The sequence below is a fragment of the Psychrobacter sp. BF1 genome (genome assembly GCF_019279065.1).
GTDB classification, from domain to species: Bacteria; Pseudomonadota; Gammaproteobacteria; order Pseudomonadales; family Moraxellaceae; genus Psychrobacter; species Psychrobacter urativorans.
On sequence record NZ_JAGYWV010000001.1, the window covers coordinates 148,030 to 174,118 of the forward strand.

Sequence of the window (26,089 nt, forward strand, 5' to 3'; positions counted from 1 at the left end):
ATGGTTGGCGCATTATACCCAAAAATAGCAGCTACTCGCAAAGCAACTTAGCAATAATCCGCTAACATTGCTAATAACAGCAAAATAAACCTATAAAACACAAAAAATCACTGCTTTTTTTAGCTACTCTGCGATAATAAGGCATTTAAATTTTGCCAAACTTATTTGTTTTGTGCACAGTTTCTGCTACCTATTATATAGATATAAGCTTAAATTTAGGATTACCACTAATGATAAATCAGACTATAGACCCTTTTTTCAGGCGTTTATTTATCGTCGTTGCTATTGTCATAGCCTTTGTGCTTTTGTATCTTATGGCGCCGGTCATCATACCGTTTGTATTTGCTTTTGTATTGGCCTATCTTTTTAACCCCTTAGTAAGAAAACTATCAAAGTATGTGCAACGTTGGATCGCCATTCTCTTGGTCTATGCGACTATTACTTTGAGTATGGTTTTACTGTTATGGTGGCTGATACCTACCTTATGGTATCAACTGCAAGCCGCTTGGGATTATTTACCCAAAGTATTGAACTGGTATAACGAGGTGGCCCGCCAGTGGTTCGTTGATAATACTCGTATCCGTATGCCGGTATTAGAGAGCAAAGGCTTTTCGGAGACTTTAGTGGGTTACATGCAAAGCCATTACGAGTTTTCTGATGCCGGAACTTGGGTTAGCCAGCTGTTAGCTTCGAGTATGAACTTCATTAATAGTGCTGGCCTGATTGTACTAGTACCTATTTTGACCTTTTATTTCTTATTTAATTGGGATAAACGTCTACACAATTGGAAAATGGCTATACCCGCTGCTTACAGCAAAAAAGTGATTACTGTGGCACGCGAATGTGATCGGGCATTGATGGAGTTTGTCAAAGGGCAGTTACTGGTTATGGTATTGCTAGGAGTTATTTATGCCGTTCAGCTTCAGCTCATCGGCTTAGAGCTGGGACTTATTATTGGCATGGGAGCAGGTATTGCCAGCTTCGTACCTTATTTAGGGTTTGGTCTAGGGTTTATAGCTTCAATTATCGCCGGTTTGTTCCAGTTCGGCTTAGACTGGTTCCATTTGTCGTTAATTGCTGGGGCTTTTTTAGTTGGACAAGCCGCTGAAGGGTATGTTTTACAGCCGCTATTGCTAGGGGACAAAATTGGCCTATCGCCATTATGGGTTATCTTTGCCGTATTGGCAGGGGCTAGTCTGTTAGGCTTCGTGGGTATGCTAATTGCCTTACCAGTGTCGGCCGTGCTCAATGTATTGTTCCGTCACCTATACGCCTATTACCGTTCCACTGATTTTTATAAAGGTCGTAAGCAGTTAGAGCTTTTTGAAAGAAAATAGCTTAGCTAATTCCATATAGAGTACTGGCAGTTGCTATTCGTAGTGCTAAGTTTATAGTGTTAAGGTCATAGTGCTGAGCTCGTAGTGCTGAGCTCGTAGTGCTGAGCTCGTAGTGCTGAGCTTATAGCGCTGAGGATCGAATACTAAACCTGCTTTAGGTAAGTTGTGCGCTAAAAGACTTGTCAGTCATTTTGTAATTATGGTATATATAGGGGCATTGTCTACTATCTTGCATACTCTACATGTTAAGTTGTCTTATTTTTATAATTGGGCAGTTATGCAGGGTAGTAGGCATAACTAGCAGTTGTCTGTAGTAATAGTATCCCTGCTAGTATTTTTAAGTAATATGATGTCATATTTGGCATTCTGTTTATTTTTAGTCTATCGTCCTACGCAAACTAAGTTGATGATTCATGGCAAAAGCACAGCTAAGTCTCAATCTGGACATTAAACACGATGCGAGCCTCAGTGACTTTTCTGGTCCCGGCTGGCTGTCTATCATTGATGCTATAAGGCAGTTACATGTCGGTTTAATCGGTCAGCTGTATCTGTTTGGTAGTCCTGCTACTGGTAAATCACATCTGCTATCGGCTATTTGTGAATCTTTTATTGAAATGGATAGGTCGGCTATTTGCTTATCATTGAATGAGCTAATACATACTGATGTTAACGTATTGTCCTCGTTGGAGAATTTTGACGTCATTGCTATAGATGACCTAGAGGTCCTTGAGCATAGTAGCGAGTGGCAAGAGGCCCTGTTTCATTTAATAAACCGCAGCCGTGAAGGTCAACGTCAAATACTGTTTGCCGCCAATAAGCCGGCCAGCGAGCTACCCTTTAAGCTAACCGATCTATTGAGCCGTCTTGCCCAAGCGCCTACTTTTAAGGTCCCTAATGGCCATGATTTGGCCGATCGCCAAGCCTTAATGCAGTCTATTTTGCGCCGCCGTGGCTGGCAGTTCGATGAGCGCATTCTCAATCATTTACTGACTGAAGGCCCACATCGTATTGGGGCTATGATGGAGGTATTAAATTACATTCAGCCTATGTTCTCAAACTTGGGCCGAAGTAATATCTCTAAAGCGGTTATTAGCGATGCACTGCGCACTATTGATGAGCAGACCCTTGCCGCTGAACTGGCTGATATTAGCCAAGAGACCCAAGTAGATCATGACGCTGCTACTCTAGATCAACATACGATGCCGCTAGACTTTTAATAACTCGAATACTTAGCTACTCAATCCGATAGCTTTTTATAGCTGTTTTTATCGCTAAAAAAACTTAGCCTGTTTATCAAAAACTTACTATTGATAGGATACCTTATGACCGTCTTCACTTCTCAGTTAAGAAAACTTACCCTTGGTGCTGTATTGATAAGTGCAGGGTCAGTATCTATGCTTACGCATGCAGCAGTAACTCTAATGGTTGATGATAATATCAAGGTTACAGCTATCAACGGTCAAGAACTCAAACAAGGCATTCTTGAGCCCTTGACCAAACAGCTGAGTCTACAGCCCGGACAACACGTCATTACTGCTAAGTATGATCGCTTTTATCAACTCCCACGCGATGAACATGACTATCTACGCTCAGGGAATATCAGTGTTGCAGCAAATCTATTAGATAATCAAACCTATCGTTTGACTATGCCTAATCAGCCAGAAGAGTATCGTGCAGCCAAACAGTATGCTCAACAGCCAACCTTAGCCATACAGCAGAATAATACCATTATAGCCAGTCAAAAAAGCATAGTGGGTAATGATGGCGGTATATTCTCAGGACTAGGTAAAGCTTTAGGTGGAGTATTCGGTGGCGGTAGTAATGCTGAGATGCAAAACCAGCAAGCTATCGCTGCTTTGAGCCAGCCAGGAGTAAACGCACAAAATAATACTAATACAACCGCGATAATATCTTCTGGTACTTATGCAGCGATTCCTAGTGCACCAGCCGCTAATAGCGCTCAAACCAGCAGCACTCTGGATAATTTTATGCAGTTATGGCTAAATGCTACGCCGGCTGAACGTGAAAAGATGAGCCAATGGATCAAGCAGTAAGCAGGCCCTAAACAGTAGCTGGGTTATCTATAACCTTTATAGCTGAGCACAAAAAAGCACCCAGTAGGGTGCTTTTTTATTGGAAGTAAATTGGCTAACTGATAGTTTTATAGATTAGACGATTCTAGCCTAAAAAAGCGTTGTACATCCAAACGAGTTTTTCTTGTTCTTGCACATAGGCATCTACTAGATCCGCTGAACCTTGATCGTCTGCTTCTGCCGCTGCTGCTGACACTTGACGCTGCTCTTCTATCAAAGCTTGTAGGCCAGTAACTACCCCTTTAACACAAGTATTACCATCTTTAACGTTTTTATCTTCTTGAATACTAGCATGCTGGGTAAAATCGCTGTAGGCATGATAAGGAGTGCCACCTAAAGTCAAAATACGCTCAGCGATCTCATCGATTTGTATCTGCAGGGCAGTATACAGCTCTTCAAACTGAGGATGTAAGGTAAAGAAATGCTCGCCTTTTACGTTCCAATGATAGCCTCTAACATTGATATAGAACATATGATAGCTAGACAATAAGCCATTAAGTTTAGCAATGATGGCGCTCATATCTGCTTTTTCTAAACCGATTTGATTAGTACTCATAATATTATCCTTTTAGTGTTATTTTAGAATTAGAATGCTGCTTTTATTTTAGAAGTACAGTAGTCACTAACTACCAGCTGATCGGCGACTGGTTTTGACGATTAGTAACTAATCTGTTTATGGTCACTATCATAACAACTGCAGCTCTATAAGTTAAATTAATTAAACCAAAAGACGAGTTATGTTTTGTAAAATCAATAGGGACCTTACCATCAAATAACCAATAAATTATATCTTGTCAGCAGGCGGCTGTAAATTCTCAGTGTTCAAACCACGAGTAGGAATCACTTCTTGTAGATGTTGACGTACTGTATCGATAGGGAACTTTTGCGCTTGCAAACGCTTAGGTACGATTTGACTGCCTTGCTGGCCTTTAACCTCAAACATCATAAAGATATAATCATCAGTCTCATCCCAGCTTTTAACAGCGCTCCATGGGATTACCGCTTGCTGAGTGCTCGCTGCACGCATTTGCATACCACGCATTTGATTGTTCACCGCACCAGGCTGATTGACTGGCATCGCCATAACCAAACCATGTTTTTGTACCCCAAGTTTCATTTGACGCATTTCATCAGGCATCTCTTGCTCAGAAACTTGCTTTTCAAATTGCTTTTTGACATACCACTTAAAGCCAAGCGTACGCACTAGCAGATAAATTACTACTGCAACTAGCATCACCCAAAAGATAATCGTCGAATAGCCAGATACAAAGACCAGTCCTGCGATCGCTAATATGACTACTACCGCCATGATAATCCATTCTTTAGTCTTAATACTAGATAGACCAAACGAGGGGCTAGCATTAGCAAACAGTTCATATTGTGCTTGCTGAAATTCAGCTTCAGTTAAGTTCAAAGCGACAGGTTGTAGGGTATAAGGATACAGGGCCATAAAGGGTTCTCAAATACTTTGATTAAATGCGATGGCGACAGCGAAATAGCATGCTGCCCATAAGTGATAATAGATGTGTGCTTATCTTACCGAAAAGCGCCTGTAAAAGAAACATATATGCATCTTAGCATAGCAATAGACAGCTTTTAGTAGCTTATAGATAGTCGCTATAATGCGATAAAACCTAGGCTAAAGCTACGCTAAACATAGTCAAAGCTATCTGGTCTTGGTATCATAGCAGCTGCTTTCAATAGCTCTGTCTTAGTTTGACCCTTAACTTCTAGCGCTACAGGCCATTATTATGATCGATCCAAAACTCTTACGCGGTGATTTACTTGATTTACAGCAGCAACTGGCCACTCGTGGCTATACCCTAGATATGGCATTCTGGCAAGCTGTAGAGAGCGAGCGCAAGTCTCTACAAGTGCAAACCGAAGAGCTGCAATCACGTCGTAATGCTGGCGCTAAACAAGTCGGCATGCTAAAAAAGACCGGTGAAGATGCCAGCGAACTGCTAGCTGAGATGCAAAGTGTCAGTGGCGAGATTAAAAACGCAGAAGACACTCTACGTAGCTTACAAGAGCGTATTACCCAAGCGGCGTTGCAAATACCGAATCTACCAGCAGCAGATGTACCCGTTGGCACTTCAGAAGATGACAATGTAGAAGTGCGTAGATGGGGTACTCCCCGCAAATTTGATTTTGACATTCAAGACCATAGCTATCTTGGTGAGTCGCTAGGCATGCTAGACTTTGAAGCTGCTGCGAAGCTAACAGGTAGCCGTTTTAATGTGCTAAAAGGTCAGTTGGCACAGATGCACCGTGCCCTTATTCAGTTCATGCTCAACACTCATACTATGAAGTATGGCTATACTGAAACTTATGTCCCTTACATCGTCAATTCAGAGAGCCTAAAAGGCACAGGCCAACTGCCAAAATTCGAAGATGATCTGTTTAAATTGACTAACCATACTAACAATGAAGGCACAGACTTCTATCTAATTCCAACTGCTGAAGTACCGATGACCAATTTAGTCCGTGGCGAGCGTTTAGATATCAAAGAGCTACCATTGAAGTTCACCGCTCATACCCCCTGCTTTCGTAGTGAGGCGGGCTCGCATGGCCGTGATACTCGTGGCCTGATTCGTCAGCATCAATTCGAAAAGGTCGAAATGGTCAATATCGCCACTGCTGAACAGTCTGATGCGTTGCTAGAGGCGATGACGGGACAAGCTGAATTTATCTTACAGCAGCTTAACCTACCTTATCGTACCGTGCAATTATGCACAGGTGATATGGGCTTTGCCGCGCAAAGAACTTATGACATCGAAGTATGGTTACCGAGCCAAGAGACTTATCGTGAAATCTCTAGCTGCTCAAATTGTGGCGACTTTCAAGCACGACGTATGGGTACGCGAGTTAAAGATGGCAAGCAAACTAGCTTAGCGCACACTTTAAATGGCTCAGGTCTAGCGGTCGGTCGTACTCTACTGGCAGTTATGGAAAACCATCAAAATGCTGATGGTAGTATTACTATCCCTGAAGTGTTACGTGCATTTATGGGTAATGCTGAGACTATTTCGGCTTGATACCAGTTTCTACAGTAGATAAATTAAATTACTCTCAGTATTTAATTTATGGTCAGAGTGATGGCAATAATCTGCTTGGTTTTGAGATTGATGTAGAAGCTTATGTTTGTGATGAGTTAAAATGTTTTTCTCTAGTACAAGAACGCAATGATAATGCTAATTGCATGTTAGTTTTGCACTGTAAATTCGCTGATAATTTCTCTACGCAACAAATAGCCGACTATATAGAAGAAAAGTGGCTCAAATACATATGCTATCGAGATTTTGAAAAGCACTATATTGAAGTCATTGATAACCAGTTAATTTTTTACTACGTTACTCGTTCTGATGTAGGTTTAGGAGTGACAGGAAAAATCGTTGCAACATAATTTATAACGAACACCATATTTAGATAGATAAAAATTTCATCAAATGAATTTTAACCCAATATTAGGACACTCTATGCCAGCTCCAATTAGCGAACGTAAATTAGCCAATGCCATCCGTGTACTGTCGTTCGATGCGGTTCAAAAAGCCAACTCAGGCCATCCGGGCGCACCGATGGGTATGGCCGATATTGCTGAAGTATTGTGGCGCAAGTTTTTACAGCATAATCCAGCAGACCCTAGCTGGCATAACCGTGACCGCTTTGTATTGTCGAATGGTCATGGCTCAATGCTCATCTACTCATTGCTGCATTTATCAGGCTATGATGTCAGTGTCGAAGATCTAAAAGGTTTCCGTCAGCTGCATTCAAAGACTCCTGGCCATCCTGAACTTGGCTACACTCCAGGTATCGAAACCACTACTGGTCCATTAGGCCAAGGTATCGCTAATGCGGTTGGTTTTGCTATCGCAGAAAAAACCTTAGCGGCGCAGTTCAACCGTGATGGTCATAATATCGTTGATCATCGCACTTATGCGTTCTTAGGCGACGGCTGCTTGATGGAAGGCATTAGCCATGAAGTCTGTTCATTGGCTGGCACTTTAGAGCTAGGTAAATTAGTATTCTTCTATGATGACAATGGCATCTCTATCGATGGCGAAGTCGATGGCTGGTTCACTGATGACACCCAAGCACGTTTTGAAGCTTATGGCTGGCAAGTTATCAAGGTCGATGGTCATGATACTGATGCTATTACCCAAGCTACAGAAGCGGCAATCAAAGAGACTGTTAAGCCTAGTCTGATCATCTGTAAAACCACTATTGGCGCTGGTAGCCCGAATAAACAAGGCTCAGCTTCTAGCCATGGTGCACCACTAGGTGATGATGAAATCGCTTTAACTCGTGATGCTTTGTCATGGAAACATGCGCCGTTTGAGTTAGATGATGAGATCTATCAAGCGTGGGATGCCAAACCAAAAGGTGATGTGCTACAAAAGAACTGGGAAGCGGACTTCCTAAATTACACCAAAGCTTATCCTGAATTGGCCAGCGAGCTATTACGTCGCTTGAATGGCGATCTGCCTGCTGACTTTGAAGCCCAAGCGCAAGATTATATTCAGCAAACCCAACAGCAAGGCGGTGATGTCGCCAGTCGTAAAGCCAGTCAAAATGCGATCAATATTTTGCAGCCCTTATTACCAGAGTTGATGGGCGGTTCAGCAGATCTTGCTGGCTCGAACTTAACTTTGTTCAAAGGCGCTAAAGGCATTCAAGACGATGCTGCTGGTAACTATATCTATTATGGTGTACGTGAGTTCGGTATGACCGCTATCGCTAACGGTATCGCCTTGCATGGTGGCTTTATCCCTTACGTGGCAACCTTCCTCATGTTCATGGAATATGCGCGTAACGCGGTGCGTATGGGCGCTTTGATGAAACAGCGTATCATCCACGTCTATACTCATGATTCGATCGGTCTTGGTGAAGATGGCCCGACCCATCAGCCAGTAGAGCAATTGACTAGCTTACGCACTACGCCGAACCTACGTACATGGCGTCCTTGTGATGCAACTGAATCAGCTAGTGCTTGGGTAGAAGCGATCAAGTCTGTACATAATCCATCAGCGCTTATCTTCAGCCGTCAAAGCTTGCCGCATCAAGCACGTGATGAGAGCCAAGTCGCTAACATCACCAAAGGTGGCTATGTCCTCGCAAAAGAGAAAGGCGAGCTGCAAGCAATCATTATCGCTACTGGTTCAGAAGTTGGTCTTGCGATGCAAGCATATGAGACTTTAAGTGCTGATGGTGTTGGTGTGCGGGTAGTTTCTATGCCTTGTGCTGAGATCTTCGTAGAGCAAGACGGCGATTACCGCGAGTCGGTATTACCTGCTAATATCCGTGCCCGTGTCGCTGTAGAAGCCGCGCATGTGGACTATTGGTATAAGTTCGTCGGCTTAGATGGCAAAGTCATCGGCATGACCACGTACGGCGAGTCAGCACCAGCTGAGCAACTTTATCAAGAGTTTGGTATTACGGCTGAAGCTGTCACTGATGCGGTTAAGAGCTTGATTAAGTAATAGTCGTAGGCTATAGCACAGCGATGAGTCATATTGTGATGAGCATTTGAGTTAATCGTAATGCACAAAAAAAGAGCTACTAGAGAAATCTGGTGGCTCTTTTTTTGATTTTATTTTTCATGACTGTGTATATGGAGCTTATCCTGCCAACCGCTTGTATCTACTAGTCTGGACGAGGCGGTGGCACGAGTTGAAGCATTGCTGTTGCCTCGACACTACCTCAAGCTCTAGCCACCGCAAGGCGACTATTTTATGCAAATAAAAGAGGTAAGGTAGTTATAGATATTGCTTTCGAAAGGTGCAAGGTTAATACAACGTACCTTCAGCTCGTTGTTATAATATGTTTTATGATTTATTTTCGACAATAAATTTTGCCCTGTCATATAGTTCATCATAAGTAATTATTTCTACATTTCGAGAGTCTCTACGAAATAGCTCAAATGTTTTGGCCTTAATCTTTTTTTCTTGGTCATTGCAACTGTTTTCTTCTGAGTTTAAAGAGCCGATTATTAGGAATGTTTTGGAATCGTAAGCATTTTGTTTAATTTCTACACCATTCTCATCAAATAGCTCACAGCGTTCTATTTTTATTTCACCACATGCTTTCTGTTCAAGAATTTGTGAATAAGCTTCGAGCAACTCATGAGACAACTTCCAACAACCTGAACGGTTCTTTATGCTGCCAAATAATGGAGTATTAGGCAGTTTAATTTCTACAAAAGATGTAAATATCTTATTTCCAAGCAAAAAGTCTGATATTACTCCGTCTTTTCCTGCAGCATTAGTATCCGAAGCATGAAATTCTTTTTGCAGGATACCTTGGAATTGATAGTCTAATCCATAGCCAAATATCCATTGATTTAATGTAAAAAACTCTTGCCAAGCCGTTTCATCTTTTGTATTAGGTTTATTTATAATATCTTTCTTATAATCATTAATATAGTCTTCTTCTAAAAGCTTCTTAAAAATATTGAGTTGAGATTTTCTGTATCCAGTGCTAACAATATCATGAGTAGTTATATTATCCGTAGCTAATATTTGTTTTAAGATTTCCTCACCGTCACCATTTTTTATGACTCTCATAAAATCTTCGAATATTTCTGAATTATTATTGTTTGAAGATAGTACTGTTTGTTTCTGATGAAAGTTACCAATATCAATATCGATTAGGAAAGCCAAAAAAGTTTTAAGTTGAGAAGTACATATATTGCTGAGCCGGACACTCTCTTTTTCTTGTCCTCTAACAAATTTCACTATTTCAAATGTACGAGCTTCATTACTACCGTTGCTAAATATGATTTTTATCTGAGTTCTGGAAGCAATTTTAATTAAGTAAATTTGTTTATCTTGCAATATTTCCTCAGAAATTATTGAAAAACATTTCCCTCCTTCAAATTGATGTTGATAAATGGTGTCTAGTTTCGAATTGAAAATAATTTCTTCATCTGAGGGTTTTGTTATATCAAACATTATGTATCTACTATTAATTTAAAACAATTGTTCATATTGGTTTGTATTGTAAATATAGTCAATCATTAGTTTGATATAATTTTTAAGTACTTTTAAAGAGGGACATAGATATCAACAAGTTTGCATAGATTTATCAAGATTAAGGTATCGATACAAATTCCGTGGGTTAGCACACGCTACCTCTAGAGTTACCATTTCTTCATAATAAAAGCCACCTCAAAGTCATGCTTAGGTACAAAATTCGTTTCTTTAATCTCAAATGTCATAGCATTTACCTTCTTAACTTTACCCTTACCTTTCCAGCAAAACGATACCAACTCATTAGGATCGCGCTCTACGGTGAGTTTAAAGTTGGCTATTGGCTTTGCCCAGTTAGCGCCTGTAGTCAAGATATAGCTTAAGGCATGATAAGGGCGAGCGCCGGTCTTACTCAATGCTTGCTCCGTAGCTCCGTCCAAGCAAAAAGTGGCAAATTCCTCCTCGCCTAAATGCACGGAGCCACCTACTAAAGGCTGGTAAGAATGATTGATTTTAGTAGTGGCATTAGCTTTAAAGGTTTGTTGCCAGCTATAAACAATTTGTGATTGCCAGTAGAGATAGCTGTCTTCTTCATTAGTATTAATAAATTTATTCAGTCTTTTGTCAGTACAGTTTTGTAGCTTTTGATCCACACTGGCAGTATTGCCTTGATTGGTCCATGGAATCATCATTTCACTGTCTTTAACCCCACAGGCTTTGAATATTTCAGTAGTATCAATAGTAATAGAATTGTCAGCGTAGGTTCTCTGACCAGCTTCAATGACAAGAGGGTGCATAAAGGTACGCACATTAGTTTTTGCAGTAATAGGCTTGCCATTGCTCACAATCTTAAAGCTATCAACCAGCTTAGTAGTATCTGCAAAGTCACTCTCTAATCGTGAGGGCGCAGCAGGCATAGGGAACAATACCGTCTCGGTGATATCTTTATTGCTTAAGTTTTTAAACTCATAATTGACCCGAATATTATTTTTAGAAATGTATAAGTCTTCGCTGTGCATACTAATATTTTTGTTTTTAAGGTAAGCAACGCCGCCTGTGCCTACATAACCTGTAGAGTCGTTGGCTTGGGCTGTCGTTATAGCTAGTACAGCTGTGCAGGCGAGCTTAAGGCTGGCGCTAAGGCATGACTTAATCAACTTATTATTATTTAGCATAGTAGGCATCCTTGCTATTTTTAGGTATAAGACTAAATAGTTTATACCCAATACTGTGCGCTGTACGGTTTAATAGTGGCTAATTTAAGACAAAAAAAGAGCGACTAGAACATAATCCTAGCCACTCCTTTTTTTTGCCGTTTTAAAACTAATTAGCAGCGATAAGATTGCCTGATATCTCAAGCGGAATCATATTACCGATGATTTTTGGAAAAGCCGTGACCCCGTAAGTATATCGATTGATTAATCCTGTCGCTTTGAATTTCAAGATAGGTTTTTTAGTCGTAGGATCATTTACCACATCTGTTAGAGTAACTTTTACGGTTAGAGGTTTAGTCTGACCCAATACCGTAAAATCACCAGTGACATTAGCTTCTTTAGCATTAATCATGCTGACCTTTTTTGAGACAAAAGTCATGGTAGGATATTGTGCCGTGTTAAGCAGCTCTTTGCGACGCAAAAAAGCATTGCGCATATTGCCACCAGCATCGATACTGTTAGTATTTACGGTGAAATTAATGGTGGTGTTAGTAGGATTTTTTACATCATAATTGATAGCACCATCCATCTTATGAAACTGACCTTCAACAGAACCTTTGCCCAAATAAGCCACCTGAAAATCTACGTTAGTTTTCGGGACATCTAGCTTCCACTTTTGTGGCGTTGCCGCTAACCCCATCATTGGTAATGAGAGTAATAAACTGGCAGTTAACGTGGTCTTGAGCAAAGAGGTAGTAAGGGTATTCATACGAATGTTCCAAGAAGCGATATTGAAGTTAGCAGGTAGGCCTAGATGAAGTAATCTCTACAAGGCTATAAATACTTAATAGTATTTTTAAGGCCAATAATAAGGCGCTAGGGTACTACACCTATTTGGTTACCCTGTATTATTATAGTTATATCTTATGACAACTGTGCAGTAGTAGCAAACCGCTAATGGGCTATAGCTATGACTGACTGGTGCTTAACCTTTGGAGGCTAAGGTGTAAGGCTTAAATGACTCACTAAATACAGCAGATAGCACAGAGCTAAGATCTTGCTTGCTAAGCGTTTTTGATATTATAAAACTTATGCTGATAAAACCAACTTTCATAAGAGTTAGTTTTAGAGGTGTCTTGGGCGAGGCTCTCATAAAGGCAACCATTCGACTAACGTTAGATAATGCTATTTGACATTGGCTAAATAATATCAGACTGCCATTAAACAATAAGGGTTCGCCGTGTTATGACCAACCCTTATACTTTTTATACCTTGAAGCGTCTAACGAAACTAGGCTGGGAGTGACTGTTCTATAGATTCGATAGCAGCTACAAACTCAGCCTTGATACTATCCGCTAACTTCTCAGCGATCATGATAGTCGGCGCATTAGTATTAGCACTGATGAGCGTGGGCATGATGGACGCATCAATGACTCGTAATCCGCTTACCCCTCTGACTTTTAACTCTAGATCGACTACTGACTGCTCGTCTGCACCCATACGGCAAGTACCGACAGGATGATAAATAGTATCTGATCTATTGCGAATGAAACCAAGCATACCGTCTTTCTCTAAATAAGGAGCAGGGTAATCTTCGGTAATATACTTAGCCATAGGCGCCTCCGCCATAATAGCGCGAGTACGCTCAGCGCCTGCGATCATATATTCCACATCTTTGGGATGTGACAGATAGTTTGGATCAATGAGCGGTGCAGCAGCGGGGTCATTGGAGGCGAGCTTGACCGTGCCGCGACTCTCTGGACGTAAGTAACAAGCGTGACAAGAGACGGCATAGCCACGTTTGAGATCACGGCCATGATTCATCACTCGAGCTATGGCGAAATGCAGCTGAGTATTCGGCCACTCTTGCGGTGCATCACCGACACTAAAGAACGCACCCCCTTCAGCGTAGTTCGTTGATAGCAGACCAGTGCCATCTTTACGCCATTGCCGCATGGCCTTAAAGAAGTTCATCCCAGCGATAGTGCCAACGCCGAATACGTCAGTGGTATTGACTTCATAATCAAATACTACATCCAAATGGTCTTGTAGATTTTCACCTACTTCAGGGGCATCTACGACTACTTTTATATCTAAAGCTTCAAGCTGAGCTTTTGGCCCGATACCAGATAGCATCAACACTTTAGGCGAGCCAAAGCTACCGCCAGACAGGATGACTTCGTGGCGGGCATTGACCATTTGCTCAGCACCGTGTTTTTCGTAGATAACGCCAGTGGCTTTATGATCCTCGATGATTACTCGATTGACTTGCGCATGAATGACAACGGTCAAGTTCGGGCGCTCTTGTACTGGGTGTAGGTAAGCTGCTGCTGCTGAACAGCGTTGGCCTTGTTTTTCTCCATGAAAGTGGGTCACTTGATATAGACCTACGCCTTCTTGTTTAGGGCCATTGAAGTCTTGGTTGTGCTCGAGTCCGTTAGCGATGCCAGCCTGCACAAAAGCTTTAGAGATATCGCGAGGGCTCAACAGATCACTGACATTTAATGGCCCACTATCACCATGCAAGTCATCGCCACCACGCACATTGTTTTCAGCTTTTATAAAATAGGGTAGTAAGTCGTCGAACCCCCATCCTACGCAGCCTTGTTCGACCCAACGCTCGTAATCTAGCGGACTACCACGAGTATAAACCATCGCATTAATAGCCGATGAGCCTCCTAAACACTGACCACGAGGTTGAAAGCCACGCCGATCGTTTAGATGAGTTTGTGGGGTAGTATGGAAGCACCAGTTGTTCAATTTTAGCGGCTTGCCAGGTACTAACAGGATGAGACCAGCAGGCACCCGCACTGCTAAATCTTTGCCATCGCCACCATACTCTAGTAGACAGACACTGATATCTGGGTTTTCTGTAAGACGGCTGGCGAGTACACAACCTGCTGAACCGCCCCCTACAATGACATAATCAAAATCCATTTTTTATTCCTCGTAGCGTCCCTGCTAATTAAGCTGGTCGTATACTGTATTTATTGCATTGAAATACTTATTTGCGCACCAAACCTCATAGTGCACAGACCTCTGAGCGTACTATAAAGCGTTTGCCCTCTGGTATTTCTAACGAAAAGCTTGCTCCACGGCCATTGACTACATCGATGGTTAAATCAGTATGCTGCCAGAGTTTATATTGTGCTTTACCCATATAAAAAGGGCAGCCAGCCAGCTCCCCGAGTAGGACGTCTTGAGCGCCTACTTTGAACTCGCCTAGTGGATAACACATAGGAGAGCTGCCATCACAGCAGCCGCCTGATTGATGAAACATCAGCTCGCCATGCTTAGATTTTAGTAGCTCAATCAGTGCTTCGCAAGATTGGGTAGCGGTGAGTTTCATAACAGTTTCCTTGTCATTAAAAGTGCTTATTAATTATTAATATGAAGAGCTAATAAAAAAAGTCGCATCAAATCCAGTTACACCATTAATAGCATGTCACTGGAAATAATACGACTCATTATTTATGACGCAATGTATCTATACAGATACCAACGGTTTAAATACTTACATAGTGTAGTCGATAACAATCCGACCTTCGATTTTTCCCTGGCGCATACGTTCAAAAATATCATTGATATTCTCTAACGGTTCAGCGGTTACAGTAGCTTTTACTTTGCCTGCTGCCGCCATGTTTAACGATTCTTGTAAGTCCAGACGTGTACCAACAGCTACAGCAGCGACGTTTAAGCCCATAGCAATAGCATACTGCACCGCCATGTGACCCAGTCCGTCAATACCTGAAATCACTACCCATTCATAATTCCATGACTGGCTAAATAATACAGTCTAAGCAAACGGCTTAGAAAAATCCCATCGCTTTAGGACTATAAGAGACCAGCATGTTTTTGGTTTGTTGATAATGATCGAGCATCATTAGATGGTTTTCGCGGCCAATACCTGACTGCTTGTAACCACCAAAGGCAGAGTGAGCAGGGTAGATATGATAACAGTTGGTCCATACGCGGCCGGCTTGTATACCACGGCCAAAGCGATAGGCCTTATGTACGCTACGAGTCCAAACCCCAGCGCCTAGACCGTACAAGGTGTCATTGGCAATGCTCATAGCTTCTTCGTCATCTTTAAAGGTAGTAACCGCCAGCACTGGACCAAAGATCTCTTCTTGGAACACTCGCATGTCGTTGGTGCCCTCAAAGATCGTTGGCTGTACATAATAGCCCTCTGAGTTCTCGCCTTCATGCTTTGCTTGTTCACCGCCAACTAGAATTTTTGCGCCTTCTTTTTTGCCGATATCGAGGTAAGATAATATCTTCTCTAATTGATCAGAGCTAGCTTGAGCGCCAATCATGGTTTCGGTGTCTAGTGGGTTACCCATTTTGATAGCTTTAACACGAGCGATACAACGCTTGATAAACTCATCGTAGATGCTTTCGTGTACTAAAGCGCGTGAAGGACAAGTACAGACTTCCCCTTGGTTAAGTGCGAACATGACTAAGCCTTCAACCGCTTTGTCTAAGAAGTCATCATCTTCATCCATAATATCGGCGAAGAAGATGTTCGGGCTCTTACCTCCAAGCTCTAAAGTTACAGGGATAATGTTTTCACTGGCGTACTGCATAATCAGGCGACCAGTAGTGGTCTCACCAGTAAAGGCAACTTTATTGATACGTGGGTTAGAGGCTAGCGGCTTACCGGCTTCAACCCCGAAGCCATTGACCACGTTGAGAACGCCTTTAGGTAAGATATCTGCCACACCTATGATATCGAGCATATAAAGAATAGAGGCCGGTGTTTGTTCAGCAGGTTTTAATACCACACAGTTCCCAGCAGCAAGCGCAGGAGCTAGTTTCCATACTGCCATTAAGATAGGGAAGTTCCACGGAATAATTTGACCGACGACCCCTAGGGGTTCGTGGAAATGATAGGCAACTGTGTCTTCATCTATTTGACTAATGCCCCCTTCTTGAGCACGAATGGCACTGGCAAAATAGCGGAAATGGTCGATGGCTAAGGGAATGTCGGCAATAAGGGTTTCGCGAACAGGCTTGCCATTCTCATAGCACTCGGCAATAGCGATAGACTCTAAATTAGCCTCCATACTATCAGCGATTTTTAGCAGCAGATTGGCACGTTCAGCAACGCTGGTTTTTCCCCAAGCCTCTTTTGCGGCATGAGCGGCATCTAGGGCTTTTTCAATATCAGCGGCTTTGGAGCGGGCTACCTGACAGATAGTCTTGCCATTAATGGGACTAGGATTATCGAAATACTCACCATCGATAGGAGCGACCCATTCGCCATTAATAAAGTTATCGTATTTTTCACGAAAATGGACGGTACTGTCTGCGGTATTAGGATAAGGGTATAACATTAACTTCTCCTTGTTGCGTTATATAAGGCAAAACAAGAGCATGAGTAGTTATTAAGAGGCTATTTAAAACCTTATAAAAATAAATACTTATGCACTAATTACTAGATCTTCCTGATCAAGCAATAGCTCTATCGTACTCAGCTTTGATATAGAGCGATAGTTACTTTTAATAATATTTGGTCTAGTGATACATAAATTTAAGTTATGTATGGCTATCCGCTTAAAGTGGTTTGCAAAGGTCAGGTAGCTGTTATAATTGTTAGCAAATATTTTAGGCTATTACAGTTATTGATTTGCTGATAGCCGCTTTCTTCCCATCAGCTTATTAATTGGTTTAGATATATGCGTCAATCATCCGCTCTTGATATTTTACAAACAGGTCAAAATGTTTTTTTGACAGGCTCAGCAGGTTCCGGTAAGACTTATACCCTCAACCAATATATTAATTATTTGCGTGCGCGGCGTGTGCCTGTAGCGGTTACCGCCAGCACTGGTATTGCCGCCACTCACATGAGTGGTACTACTATTCATAGCTGGTCGGGCATAGGGATCAAAGATGAGCTATCAGAGCGGGATTTAACCACTCTAGCTCGTAAGCAGTTCTTGGCAGACAGACTTAAAGAGACCGCTGTGCTAATCATTGATGAGATATCGATGTTGCATGCCAAGCAGCTTAATCTAGTCAATCAAGTACTCAAGCATGTGCGCAAAAGCGATCAGCCCTTTGGTGGTATACAAGTAGTAGTCGCCGGAGACTTTTTTCAGTTGCCGCCTATCGGTAGTAGGGGGGAGAGTAACCGTGAGAAGTTTGCCTTTATGTCAGAGGCTTGGCTCGATGCGCAGTTTCATATCTGCTATTTGAGCGAGCAGCATCGACAAGTCAGTGAAGCGGCCAATGGTGGTCTTGACTTGGATGACATCCTAAACCAAATCCGTCGTCAAGAAGTGAGCTTTGAGGCTATTGCGGCCCTAGAAGCTACTTATGATCAAGATGTCGATATCAAACGCACTCGGCTATATACCCATAACCTCAACGTCAATAAAATAAACGATAAAGAGCTAGCTGAACTCTCTGGTGAGATGAAGCGTTACGAGGCTATTTCTATCGGTGAAGACAAGCTAGTCGATACTTTGAAAAAAACTGTGCGCACCCAAGATGAGTTAGTACTCAAAGTGGGCGCAAAAGTTATGTTCATCAAAAACAACACCGAGCTCAACGTTTCAAACGGCACTATGGGCGAGCTGATTGGCTATGCCACTGTAAAAGTTGATGACAGTCAGGCTAAAGCAAAAGCTGAAAAAGATGCTAGAAGCCATGCGTTAGAGAGTAAAGAAACGCTCATAGCTAGTGATGATGATCCGGACGATAGTATCGTTGAGCCGCCAGCAAAAAAAGCAGAAAAAGCCCTCAGCAAACAGCCGACCAGCCAAAAAATGCCAGTAGTAAGGTTGAACTCAGGGCGTGAAGTGATAGCTGAACCTGAAGAGTGGATTATTGAAGATGAAACTGGCGAGGTGCTGGCAAGCTATCAGCAAGTGCCACTATGTCTAGCTTGGGCGATTACTATCCATAAGTCGCAAGGTATGACATTGGATGCCGCTGAGATCGATCTATCACGTACCTTTGAGCTGGGACAAGGTTATGTCGCATTATCACGCCTTAAGTCACTAGCAGGCTTACAGTTACTAGGTATGAATAGTATGAGCTTGCAGCTAGATCCATTGGCACGTGGGGCTGATAAACGCTTCTTGGCGCTCTCAGCGGAAGCGGATGCTAACTATGCTATGCTCGATGAAAAAAGCATGCAGCAAAACCATGAAAAATTTATCATAAAATCAGGTGGCACTACCAATCAAACTATCATTGATGCTTATGCTACTTTGCAAAAGAAACGCCGTGAGCAGCAGCAACAACTGCAAGATAAAAAGCAAAAGCAGGGCAATCAAGTCGCTGATAAATCCGACACTACCTTGCTAGTGACACGGCAATTATTAGAAGAGAGCCTAACTATTGCGGAGATTGCAGAGTCGAGAGAGCTTGCACAATCGACTATTATGCGCCATATTAGTGAGCTGAAACACCAAGACCCTAGCCTTGCCTGTGATCATCTACGGCCTAGTGATGAGATAATGACTGCTGTTGGCAATGCTTATGTGGCCATCAAAGTTGCTAATAATCCTAATGATTTCAATGATGATGGTACTGCCAAGCTGCGACCTATTTATGATTACCTTAAACAGAACGTCGATTACAACACCATTCGTTTAGCACTGATTTTTATCACTCCTTAAGGCTTTTATATTTAGATACTGTTATTGCTAGGCGCTTGTCTATCAGTATCTTGATAGATAGCTATTTTATATTTTTCTGCCTGTATACGAGCTTGTACGCTGCCAACCAAGCGGTTGCTCAGCCTCAAGCTCTATTCTTCGACAATCTCGGTTCTTTCGCCCTTTCTCTATAGTGATACTTTGTTATGTCTGATTTTGCCAACGCCACCTATCGTCGTGTCAATAGCGACTCCGATAACTCATCTCTGCGTGCCACAGGTGGAAATAGTAAGCCTCTACGTATCGCTATTAACGGCTTTGGACGTATAGGCCGCAATGTATTACGTGCACTACTTGAGCGCTTTGAAGTGCTAGGTCGATCGATTCATGTAGTGGCAATTAACGATTTGGCACCTGCTGAAACCTTACTGCATTTATTGAAATTCGACAGTACTCATGGGCGTTTGAGTCGATTGGGTATTGATGCCAAAATTGTCCAAAATGGCATTACTGATAAGCAGCAAAAACTATCTCCTAGCGCAAAGAATGAAATTGAGCTGTGTTTAAGCAAAAATGATTTAACTTATTGTATTCGCCTGCTATCGAGAAGTGATCCAAAGATGCTACCTTGGGATGATCTCGATATCGATGTAGTACTGGAGTGTACTGGGAATTTTCGCTCTTACGAACAAGCGAGTTTGCATATCGCATCAGGCGCAAAACAAGTCATCATAGGGGCTGCGCCCTTCGATGATGTCGATGCTTGTATTATTATGGGTGTTAACAGCGATGAGCTGACTTTGGATCTGCCGATTATCTCTAGTGTCTCTTGTACGACCCAAGCTCTAGTGCCGCTGATTGACACTCTAGATAAAGCCTTTGGGGTAGAGTCAGCGATGATGACCGAGATTCATGCAGTTACTGCTGATCAGACGGTACTGGATCAAGCTCATCGTGATTTAAGACGCGCACGGGCTTCAGGCTATAATATTATCCCGACTACTTCTAGTAGCATTGCAGCGACTGAGCGAGTACTACCAGCGATGATAGGCAAAATAAATGGTCATTCCATTCGAGTACCAACCATTGATGTGGCGGCTATCGACGTGACGTTTGTATTTGGCAAAGCAGAGGTGACTGTAGAAGATATGCGTGAAGTCCTTAAATCAGCTAGCCAAGCTCATTTAATCAATATTATGGCTTATACCGATGAGCCTTTAGTATCCAGTGATTTTATCCATCAAACCGAATCGCTGATTATCGATGGTCAGCAGCTGATGCAAGTTGGTTCTCAGTATAAAGTATTTGCTTGGTATGATAATGAATGGGGCTATGCCAATCGTCTACTCGATATGTGCTTGCATCTTTCCTGCAGCAAACAAGCCAATACTAAATAGAAGAGGGTTACGCAAGTATTCGGCCCCTAAACCTTTAGTAGACAGGCCTAAAGTCGGCAATAAGCCAATAAATAATGCCTATTTGCAAAATAATTTCACTTTTTTAATTTAACCTCTTGCATTATCATTTCAGATCGCTATAATGATGCACAAATGGAGACGTGGCAGAGCGGTTGAATGCACCGGTCTTGAAAACCGACAAGGGTTAATAGCCCTTCGAGAGTTCGAATCTCTCCGTCTCCGCCAAATTTAAGCAGTACTTAGTATAATAAAAAAGCCCCAATCAAATAATGATTGGGGCTTTTTTTATTTGTCCTTCTACTGGCTAATAAATGTATTTAATAAGATTTTTAGCGTTAAGGTATCAGTTTTTCAGCGAACTCTATCTTTTGGCCATCAGTCAAAGTTAGCGTGCCTTCAGTTATTTCAATGGTTACGTCTTGAGCGTTTTTAATAGCACGCATCACATTGATATCTTCGATACTGCTTTCAATAATGATCTTACCCGACTGCTCAGGGGTAATAGGAGTTGCAAACTGCGTAAGGGGAATATTAAAGCGTTTGCCCTTAGTAAGCTTAGCGTCTTTCATTAATAGCTTACCTTTAAAACTCTTGATAGGCACAGTGCCATGATTAGATAGCATAAACTGTAGCTTGACCTGAGTTAGGCTATCGTTATCACTGGTTTTAACCGGCAGTAGGGCGATAGGATAAATCTGATTATCAACTTTAGCTACTGTCTGGCTAGCGCCTACAGGACTCTTTTTACCAGTTGGATTGTCAGGGTGCAGGCGCTCATACTCGCGCTGCTGCACTAAGGCCTGCTTTATCGTCGTACTTGGCATGGCTCCTGACTCGTAAGCATCACTTAGCTTCATACGTATCATATAGCGGCTAAGCAGACCTCTATCGGCCTCAGAGAGCTTCTCAAAAGTATCGCCGAGCTTTTTTTGCCACTGATTAGAGTCAGTAGGGATAGTTTGTTTGCTGGGATCGGATTCTGACGTCGAGCAGCCACTGATGGCTGGTATTAATGCTATAGCGCAAGCGAGTACTAATGCCGTAGCCAAACCTTGTTTTAGGACCGTCATTATTACTCTCCTTGTAAATTATTATTAGCTTTTGCCAATGCTTTATTGGTTAGGGTTATTAAGCGGTTCAAGATGATGCTTAGCCAATTCAATATTCAGTTGACTCAATTACTTGTGGAAATAAGTAATTATAAATAGCCCCTAGATATTTTGTTGCTGCTATTCAATATACCGTGTTTTTAGTATTTAGCTGTAACTATATATTTTGTTAGACTTTATAGGCAGATGCCTTAGTCTGTTACTAGCTTTCAATGGCTAAAGTTGCCAAAAGACAGACAAACAAAAGGCTAAGCGCTATTAAGCAAACTTAGCCTTACTGTTTATCTTTTTGAGGCACTGATGGTAACTGTATTTATGCCTACGCCTATACTTAAACTCAATAGCAATAGATAACAGTCAGCTACTACTATTTTTCTGAATCTTGTAGCTTAGATAGCGGGTGAGTAATATTGTTATTGTGGGTTACGACGATAGCTTCATCGATGATGCGTTGGCTAACTCCGCGCTTACGTAGAGTCTCAATAAACACCTCATCATGCGCTAAGGTATAGTCCTGATGGTCACGATCGAGACCTTGACGAATATACAAGCGAATCAAACCTTGGATACGTTTAAAGCCAAGCTCCGATGAAGTAGCAGTCAATAGCTCAATCATCTCCTCGGAGAGACGAATACTAATAGGACGCATGACTTTTTGCGGATGATCAGAGAACTTATTTTTTATACGTACAGGTATCATAATAAACCATTACTATTGATGAGTAGGAATAAATATCTTCAGCGAAAATGGTGGCTAGCTAACATTATAATTTCGGCAGCTATTAGACTAGTAGTCCCAAATATATCGAGACTGCGCCATGCAATTTACAGTATGAATAAAGGCGCTAATCAACAGCTCTTAGTTACCATACAACAAAATCAGGCAAAAAAAAACCACAGTCGCTAAAATAGCAGACATAAAAAAACCTTCATCATAGTTTGATGAAGGCTTCTTATAATATGGCTCCTCAACCTGGGCTCGAACCAGGGACACACGGATTAACAGTCCGACGCTCTACCAACTGAGCTATTGAGGAATAACTGGTCATAACTAAGAATTTAATAGATGCAAAAATATGATCTAGTCCTCGTTACGTGACGCACATTTTAGCCAAGTAGGCACAGACTGTCAACCTTATTAATGCATTAATTATAAAAAACTAGCCTTAGCGAATAATAAGTCACTTTTATAAGGTGAAAATCTTAAATAACGAGGTAGCAGTAGAGTAGTTAAAGCTAATGGATAGCCCAGATAGGTAGCGTGAGGCCTAATAAAAGGTAACTATATACAACATGCATAAGCAACACTGCAAAAAACAGCCATAAAAAAACCCCCATCAAAGTGATGAGGGTCTTGGCATATGCCATAATCGAATCAAATATGATTCAATGCAGCTATAAATAACTGCTAAAATTTGGCTCCTCAACCTGGGCTCGAACCAGGGACACACGGATTAACAGTCCGACGCTCTACCAACTGAGCTATTGAGGAATAAAAGGTTATTACCTTAAGCTTAGTAACTACTGTTATGAGTTGTTGCTAAGTGGGGCGTATTCTAGCAAAGATAAAAAATAGGTCAAGCCTTTTTTTTAAATTTTAAATATTTTCAAGCGTTATTAAGCACGATAGCCAGTTAATCCATTGATTTTAATAAATAAATATTCATTAAAAAAAGACGCCCTGTTTAGGACGTCCTGATGCAATTATTATAGTAACCGCTAATAAACCCTACTATTAGTTATTCAGCAACTTTAAAGCTAGGAACATCTAGATCGGCAACTGCTTTTTCTATACGAGCTAATGCGTCTTTTAAAGTTGCCTCATCAGTAGCATAAGAGATACGCATAAAGCCACCTAGACCAAAAGCATCGCCAGGAACTACCGCAACGCCTACTTTTTCTAGTAACCATTCTGAGAATTCAGTACAAGAAGATAGGCCAGCAGCTTTAATTAACGGCTTGATGTTAGGATAAACATAAAAAGCACCGTCTGGACGTAAGCAAGTGATGCCTTTGATAGCATTTAAGCCATTCACTACTAAGTCACAGCGTTTTTCAAAAGCTTCGATCATAGGCTGTAATACGCTTTGATCGCCATTAATAGCGGCTTCTGCTGCCACTTGGCTGATTGAAGTTGGGCATGAAGTAGACTGTGATTGTACTTTTTTCATAGCACCAATCAATTTAGCAGGGCCACCGGCGTAGCCGATACGCCAACCAGTCATTGCATAAGCTTTAGAGACACCATTTAAGATAATAGCGCGCTCTTTAAGCTCAGGTGCTGCGTTTAGGATGTTATAGAACTTGTCCTTAGTCCAGCGGATATGCTCGTACATATCATCAGACACTACATAGACATGCGGATACTTTTTAAGGACTTCAGCAAGCGCTTTTAGCTCTTCTAAACTGTAAATCATACCTGTTGGGTTAGAAGGACTGTTAAGCACTAACATTTTAGTTTTGTCAGTGATAGCTTCTTCTAACTGCTCAGGAGTGATTTTGAAATCTTGCGCCTCGTCACATTTAACGATGACTGGCACGCCTTCAGCGATGATAACCATATCCGGATAGCTGACCCAATAAGGTGCTGGAATAATAACTTCGTCGCCAGCATTAATAAAGGCTTGGGCTAAGTTAAAAAACGACTGTTTTCCGCCTACGGATACTAAGATTTCATTGGGCTCATATCTGATATCGTTATCGCGTTTGAACTTCTCGATGATCGCTTTTTTAAGCCCTGGGGTACCATCAACTGCCGTATATTTAGTAAAACCGCTATTAATGGCTTCAATCGCTGCTTGTTTAACGTGTTCTGGCGTATCAAAATCAGGCTCGCCGGCCCCTAGACCGATGATATCTTTGCCAGCTGCTTTGAGCTCTGAGGCTTTATTGGTAATGGCAAGAGTAGGGGATGGTTTGATACTGTTAACACGGTCAGACAGTTGCAATTCGCTCATGAGAAATCCTTGTAAAAATCAGTAAAGTGGATGGATTTGGATGCTGTAGATACGGCTTATATGGACTTAGCTATTGGCAGAAGGCAATAAAAGCGCTGCAGACTTAGCAAACTATAATAGGAGTCTTATAACCAAGGCGAAACCCTTGTAAAGAGCTCTTTAGTTTTTAGGTCGCCGTATTGTAGCATGTAGATATTACCCTGTCTTAAGTTGCTACTGACAGAAAACAATGTAGTTAATTTGGGCAATATATCAGCAAACGCTCATAGCTTTATAGGCAATATAAAGTTGAGAGTCATAGTATAAATCCCAACTATAAGTGAAATAACTGGCCGCTTATCATTACCTGCAAAGTGACTACAATAACGACACCTTCACTCAAGATTAATTGGCTATGATAAACCATACTCACATTAGCAATAAAGGTTGCGACTAATTAGCTATTGAGCCCCGCTGGCTTGACCCTTAACGGAAGGTAGGGTGATTATCTTAACCGCCCACTAACAGGAAAATTATAATGACTGACTCTCGCAATAAGCTTAACATCGTTATTACTGGTGCCACTTCTGGCATAGGTAAGCAGTTAGCAAAAGATTATCTTAGCTCAGCTCATAGGGTCTATGCTGTTGGGCGTGATGAGGAGTCCTTGGCCGAGCTTAAAGACTTAGGGGCAGTAGCTATTGCTCTCGATTTGATGGATCGGCAAAAGGTAATTACCGCTTTTGCAGAAATTGAGCAAATCGATTTAGCAATTTGTGGGGCGGGTACTTGTGAGTATTTGGATATGCCAAACTTCGATAGTGAAGTATTTATGAAGGTCATGTCGGTGAACATGGGCACCTTATCGCATGCTATCGAAGGGGTTATACCGAAGCTTATTACCTCAAAAGGGCGCTTAGTCGGTATCGGCTCAGCCTCCGCTTATGTGCCTTTTGCCCGAGCAGAAGCTTATGGTAGCTCAAAGGCTGCTATTCACTATCTAATGAAAACCTTGCAAATTAGTCTAGCACCGTACGATGTTGCTGTGAGCCTAGTAGTGCCAGGTTTTGTAGAAACGCCTATGACTAAGCAAAACGATTTTCCAATGCCGTTTTTGCAAACCCCAGAACAGGCCAGTCAAGCTATTCGAGCCGGTATTAATAAAGGCGATGAGGTTATTGAATTCCCTAAAAAACTAACCATCCCCCTAAAAACTTTAGGCACACTGCCCGATATGGTTTGGCAGCAAGTCAGTCAAAAGCTTAATAAAAAATAACTCGCGGATGACAAGTTTGTTAGCTCACCTTATTACTGTAGTGCTCTAACTGCTAATAAATGCCGCGATAAATTTTACCGCTATATTTTCTCTTTTAAACCCCTGTAACTTCAGTCTTTAAAAGATTGAAATATAGCTTTTATTATAGCCATAGTCTTAGCAAGTCAAAACCAGCCAGCTTAGCTAGAGTG

General features: G+C 41.8%; 21 protein-coding genes and 3 tRNA genes. 10 read left to right on the plus strand and 14 right to left on the minus strand.

The genetic code is table 11. The features are described 5' to 3' along the window. The first annotated feature begins 230 nt into the window (after positions 1-230). The 3 genes from KZA12_RS00610 (at position 231) to KZA12_RS00620 (ending at position 3,391) form a co-directional block, all read left to right on the plus strand. A complete protein-coding gene (locus tag KZA12_RS00610) occupies positions 231-1,337 on the plus strand; it encodes an AI-2E family transporter (protein WP_201622416.1) in 1,107 nt (368 codons plus the stop codon). Positions 1,338-1,750: 413 nt separating this feature from the next. Beyond that, a complete protein-coding gene (gene hda, locus KZA12_RS00615; RefSeq protein ID WP_201622417.1) occupies positions 1,751-2,554 on the plus strand; it encodes a DnaA regulatory inactivator Hda in 804 nt (267 codons plus the stop codon). A 105-nt stretch (positions 2,555-2,659) separates the two neighbouring features. Further along, positions 2,660-3,391, plus strand: a complete 732-nt coding sequence (locus KZA12_RS00620) for a DUF2057 family protein (RefSeq protein WP_218688869.1) — start codon at positions 2,660-2,662, stop codon at positions 3,389-3,391. A gap of 124 nt (positions 3,392-3,515) precedes the next feature. Here KZA12_RS00620 and KZA12_RS00625 read toward each other — a convergent pair whose 3' ends face one another. Together KZA12_RS00625 and KZA12_RS00630 are read right to left on the minus strand one after the other, a co-directional pair. Further along, entirely contained in the window at positions 3,516-3,986 is a 471-nt protein-coding gene (locus tag KZA12_RS00625; RefSeq protein ID WP_201622419.1) for a Dps family protein, read from the minus strand. A 228-nt stretch (positions 3,987-4,214) separates the two neighbouring features. After that, positions 4,215-4,880: a YcxB family protein gene (locus tag KZA12_RS00630; RefSeq protein WP_218688870.1), complete on the minus strand. Its 666-nt coding sequence runs from the start codon at positions 4,878-4,880 to the stop codon at positions 4,215-4,217. 301 nt (positions 4,881-5,181) lie between these two features. Between KZA12_RS00630 and serS the strand changes: the two genes are divergently transcribed. The 3 genes from serS (at position 5,182) to tkt (ending at position 8,910) form a co-directional block, all read left to right on the plus strand. Continuing rightward, on the plus strand, positions 5,182-6,468 hold the full coding sequence (serS, locus tag KZA12_RS00635; RefSeq protein ID WP_218688871.1) for a serine--tRNA ligase: 1,287 nt from the start codon (positions 5,182-5,184) through the stop codon (positions 6,466-6,468). Further along, positions 6,465-6,836, plus strand: a complete 372-nt coding sequence (locus KZA12_RS00640) for a hypothetical protein (RefSeq protein WP_218688872.1) — start codon at positions 6,465-6,467, stop codon at positions 6,834-6,836. Before serS ends, KZA12_RS00640 begins: the two co-directional genes overlap by 4 nt. 73 nt (positions 6,837-6,909) lie before the next feature. Then, positions 6,910-8,910, plus strand: coding sequence for a transketolase (gene tkt / locus KZA12_RS00645; protein ID WP_218688873.1), 2,001 nt, complete (start codon positions 6,910-6,912; stop codon positions 8,908-8,910). A gap of 345 nt (positions 8,911-9,255) precedes the next feature. Here the strand turns inward: tkt and KZA12_RS00650 are convergent, their stop codons facing one another. The 7 genes from KZA12_RS00650 to KZA12_RS00680 all read right to left on the minus strand — a co-directional run bounded on the left by KZA12_RS00650 (position 9,256) and on the right by KZA12_RS00680 (position 16,888). Continuing rightward, entirely contained in the window at positions 9,256-10,380 is a 1,125-nt protein-coding gene (locus KZA12_RS00650; protein ID WP_218688874.1) for a Shedu immune nuclease family protein, read from the minus strand. 188 nt (positions 10,381-10,568) lie between these two features. Beyond that, entirely contained in the window at positions 10,569-11,573 is a 1,005-nt protein-coding gene (locus KZA12_RS00655) for a DUF4424 family protein (protein WP_218688875.1), read from the minus strand. A 148-nt stretch (positions 11,574-11,721) separates the two neighbouring features. Then, positions 11,722-12,321, minus strand: a complete 600-nt coding sequence (locus KZA12_RS00660) for a YceI family protein (protein ID WP_201622425.1) — start codon at positions 12,319-12,321, stop codon at positions 11,722-11,724. A 521-nt stretch (positions 12,322-12,842) separates the two neighbouring features. Beyond that, positions 12,843-14,489, minus strand: a complete 1,647-nt coding sequence (locus KZA12_RS00665; protein WP_218688876.1) for a GMC family oxidoreductase — start codon at positions 14,487-14,489, stop codon at positions 12,843-12,845. Positions 14,490-14,574: 85 nt separating this feature from the next. Next, a complete protein-coding gene (locus KZA12_RS00670) occupies positions 14,575-14,901 on the minus strand; it encodes a DUF779 domain-containing protein (protein ID WP_218688877.1) in 327 nt (108 codons plus the stop codon). Between the two features lie 165 nt (positions 14,902-15,066). Further along, positions 15,067-15,309 (minus strand): hypothetical protein, encoded by a 243-nt coding sequence (locus tag KZA12_RS00675; RefSeq protein WP_256932762.1) that lies wholly within the window; start codon positions 15,307-15,309, stop codon positions 15,067-15,069. Between the two features lie 52 nt (positions 15,310-15,361). Then, positions 15,362-16,888, minus strand: a complete 1,527-nt coding sequence (locus tag KZA12_RS00680; RefSeq protein ID WP_218688878.1) for an aldehyde dehydrogenase family protein — start codon at positions 16,886-16,888, stop codon at positions 15,362-15,364. A 342-nt stretch (positions 16,889-17,230) separates the two neighbouring features. Between KZA12_RS00680 and KZA12_RS00685 the strand changes: the two genes are divergently transcribed. From KZA12_RS00685 to KZA12_RS00695, 3 genes are all read left to right on the plus strand, one after another. Further along, positions 17,231-19,180, plus strand: coding sequence for an AAA family ATPase (locus KZA12_RS00685; RefSeq protein ID WP_201622429.1), 1,950 nt, complete (start codon positions 17,231-17,233; stop codon positions 19,178-19,180). 185 nt (positions 19,181-19,365) lie between these two features. Beyond that, a complete protein-coding gene (locus KZA12_RS00690) occupies positions 19,366-20,556 on the plus strand; it encodes a type I glyceraldehyde-3-phosphate dehydrogenase (protein WP_201622430.1) in 1,191 nt (396 codons plus the stop codon). A 155-nt stretch (positions 20,557-20,711) separates the two neighbouring features. Then, positions 20,712-20,802, plus strand: a tRNA-Ser gene (locus KZA12_RS00695). 110 nt (positions 20,803-20,912) lie between these two features. Here KZA12_RS00695 and KZA12_RS00700 read toward each other — a convergent pair. From KZA12_RS00700 to KZA12_RS00720, 5 genes are all read right to left on the minus strand, one after another. Continuing rightward, on the minus strand, positions 20,913-21,647 hold the full coding sequence (locus KZA12_RS00700; protein ID WP_218688879.1) for a hypothetical protein: 735 nt from the start codon (positions 21,645-21,647) through the stop codon (positions 20,913-20,915). A gap of 406 nt (positions 21,648-22,053) precedes the next feature. Further along, the gene (locus KZA12_RS00705; protein WP_201622432.1) at positions 22,054-22,386 is read right to left on the minus strand and encodes a CopG family transcriptional regulator; all 333 of its coding nucleotides are present in this window, start codon (positions 22,384-22,386) and stop codon (positions 22,054-22,056) included. Positions 22,387-22,647: 261 nt separating this feature from the next. Then, positions 22,648-22,723 (minus strand) — tRNA-Asn (locus KZA12_RS00710). A 379-nt stretch (positions 22,724-23,102) separates the two neighbouring features. After that, a tRNA-Asn gene (locus tag KZA12_RS00715) sits at positions 23,103-23,178 on the minus strand. A gap of 247 nt (positions 23,179-23,425) precedes the next feature. Then, entirely contained in the window at positions 23,426-24,643 is a 1,218-nt protein-coding gene (locus tag KZA12_RS00720; RefSeq protein ID WP_218688880.1) for a pyridoxal phosphate-dependent aminotransferase, read from the minus strand. 517 nt (positions 24,644-25,160) lie between these two features. On the opposite strand from KZA12_RS00720, the gene KZA12_RS00725 reads away from it, so the two are divergent. Then, the gene (locus tag KZA12_RS00725; RefSeq protein ID WP_218688881.1) at positions 25,161-25,898 is read left to right on the plus strand and encodes an SDR family NAD(P)-dependent oxidoreductase; all 738 of its coding nucleotides are present in this window, start codon (positions 25,161-25,163) and stop codon (positions 25,896-25,898) included. The last annotated feature ends 191 nt before the right edge of the window (positions 25,899-26,089 follow it).

Coding starts and splice junctions, on each gene's coding strand:
- KZA12_RS00610 (WP_201622416.1), top strand. CDS start 231: ATGATAAATCAGACTATAGACCCTTTTTTCAGGCGTTTATTTATCGTC.
- hda (WP_201622417.1), top strand. CDS start 1,751: ATGGCAAAAGCACAGCTAAGTCTCAATCTGGACATTAAACACGATGCG.
- KZA12_RS00620 (WP_218688869.1), top strand. CDS start 2,660: ATGACCGTCTTCACTTCTCAGTTAAGAAAACTTACCCTTGGTGCTGTA.
- KZA12_RS00625 (WP_201622419.1), bottom strand. CDS start 3,986: ATGAGTACTAATCAAATCGGTTTAGAAAAAGCAGATATGAGCGCCATC.
- KZA12_RS00630 (WP_218688870.1), bottom strand. CDS start 4,880: ATGGCCCTGTATCCTTATACCCTACAACCTGTCGCTTTGAACTTAACT.
- serS (WP_218688871.1), top strand. CDS start 5,182: ATGATCGATCCAAAACTCTTACGCGGTGATTTACTTGATTTACAGCAG.
- tkt (WP_218688873.1), top strand. CDS start 6,910: ATGCCAGCTCCAATTAGCGAACGTAAATTAGCCAATGCCATCCGTGTA.
- KZA12_RS00650 (WP_218688874.1), bottom strand. CDS start 10,380: ATGTTTGATATAACAAAACCCTCAGATGAAGAAATTATTTTCAATTCG.
- KZA12_RS00655 (WP_218688875.1), bottom strand. CDS start 11,573: ATGCTAAATAATAATAAGTTGATTAAGTCATGCCTTAGCGCCAGCCTT.
- KZA12_RS00660 (WP_201622425.1), bottom strand. CDS start 12,321: ATGAATACCCTTACTACCTCTTTGCTCAAGACCACGTTAACTGCCAGT.
- KZA12_RS00665 (WP_218688876.1), bottom strand. CDS start 14,489: ATGGATTTTGATTATGTCATTGTAGGGGGCGGTTCAGCAGGTTGTGTA.
- KZA12_RS00670 (WP_218688877.1), bottom strand. CDS start 14,901: ATGAAACTCACCGCTACCCAATCTTGCGAAGCACTGATTGAGCTACTA.
- KZA12_RS00680 (WP_218688878.1), bottom strand. CDS start 16,888: ATGTTATACCCTTATCCTAATACCGCAGACAGTACCGTCCATTTTCGT.
- KZA12_RS00685 (WP_201622429.1), top strand. CDS start 17,231: ATGCGTCAATCATCCGCTCTTGATATTTTACAAACAGGTCAAAATGTT.
- KZA12_RS00690 (WP_201622430.1), top strand. CDS start 19,366: ATGTCTGATTTTGCCAACGCCACCTATCGTCGTGTCAATAGCGACTCC.
- KZA12_RS00700 (WP_218688879.1), bottom strand. CDS start 21,647: ATGACGGTCCTAAAACAAGGTTTGGCTACGGCATTAGTACTCGCTTGC.
- KZA12_RS00705 (WP_201622432.1), bottom strand. CDS start 22,386: ATGATACCTGTACGTATAAAAAATAAGTTCTCTGATCATCCGCAAAAA.
- KZA12_RS00720 (WP_218688880.1), bottom strand. CDS start 24,643: ATGAGCGAATTGCAACTGTCTGACCGTGTTAACAGTATCAAACCATCC.
- KZA12_RS00725 (WP_218688881.1), top strand. CDS start 25,161: ATGACTGACTCTCGCAATAAGCTTAACATCGTTATTACTGGTGCCACT.